We start from the raw sequence: 1,378 nt of genomic DNA on the forward strand, positions 1-1,378 counted from the left end.
CCTGCCAGTCACCACGGGGACGGTCACCCTGGGGGCGCCGGTCCTGCCAGTCACCACGCGGCCGGTCACCCTGGGAGCGAGCCGGGCGGTCGCCCTGGGGACGGCGGTCCTGCCAGTCACCACGCGGGCGGTCGCCCTGGGAGCGAGCCGGGCGGTCGCCCTGGGGACGGCGGTCCTGCCAGTCACCACGGGGACGGTCACCCTGGGGGCGCCGGTCCTGCCAGTCACCACGCGGCCGGTCACCCTGGGAGCGAGCCGGGCGGTCACCCTGGGGACGGCGGTCCTGCCAATCACCACGCGGGCGGTCACCCTGGGAGCGAGCCGGGCGGTCACCCTGGGGACGACGGTCCTGCCAGTCACCACGCGGACGGTCACCCTGCGGTCGCCCCGGGCGGTCACCCTGGGGACGGCGGTCCTGCCAGTCACCACGCGGACGGTCACCCTGCGGTCGCCCCGGGCGGTCACCCTGGGGACGGCGGTCCTGCCAGTCACCACGCGGGCGGTCGCCCTGAGAGCGAGCCGGGCGGTCACCCTGGGGACGACGGTCCTGCCAATCACCACGGGGACGGTCACCCTGGGGGCGCCGGTCCTGCCAGTCACCACGCGGCCGGTCACCCTGCGGTCGACCCGGGCGGTCACCCTGGGGACGGCGGTCCTGCCAATCACCACGCGGGCGGTCACCCTGCGGCCGAGCCGGGCGGTCACCCTGGGGACGACGGTCCTGCCAATCACCACGGGGACGATCCCCCTGAGAGCGAGCCGGCCTGTCGCCCTGCGGCCGAGCCGGTCGATCGCCTCGGGCACCACCGCGCGCGCCAGCACCGCCCTCCGGCCGACGATCGTTCTGTGACCGGGGGCCGCGGCCACCCTGTCGCCCGTCGCCGGACCCGCCGGAACCACGTCGCGGAGCAGTCATGCCTTTTCAGTACCTCTTTGCTAGACGCCGCACACGACCAGCACGGCCGGCGGCGGACATGGAAAAGCGAACGGGGGCCAGAGCGCTCGCTCTGACCCCCGTTCGGTGAAGTATGTCCGGCGGCGTCCTACTCTCCCACCCCGTCTCCAGGGCAGTACCATCGGCGCTGAGAGGCTTAGCTTCCGGGTTCGGAATGTTGCCGGGCGTTTCCCTCTCGCCATGGCCGCCGTAACTCTGTGAACTTCGAACCAAGCCGGTTCGTGCGTTCAGAACCGCACAGTGGACGCGAGACAAGTCTTCATTGGTTGACCCTGGCACAGACCCCTCGTGATGGAGGTGTGTGTGGTCAAGCCCTCGGCCTGTTAGTACCGGTCAGCTCCACACCTTGCGGTGCTTCCACTTCCGGCCTATCAACCCGCTGGTCTGGGCGGGGGCCTTACCCGGTTAACCCGGTGAGAGACC

The 1,378-nt window shown here is 71.8% G+C and carries 1 protein-coding gene and 2 rRNA genes; all 3 read right to left on the reverse strand.

The window, feature by feature from the left end:
• The coding region (locus tag ACI8AG_RS20475) for a hypothetical protein (RefSeq protein ID WP_456598496.1) at nt 1-822 on the reverse strand (822 nt) is incomplete at its 3' end.
• Between the two features lie 208 nt (nt 823-1,030).
• A 5S ribosomal RNA gene (gene rrf, locus ACI8AG_RS20480) occupies nt 1,031-1,147 on the reverse strand.
• 111 nt (nt 1,148-1,258) lie between these two features.
• A 23S ribosomal RNA gene (locus ACI8AG_RS20485) occupies nt 1,259-1,378 on the reverse strand; the annotation flags it as partial.

Source organism: Blastococcus sp. SYSU DS0552 (assembly GCF_054050815.1).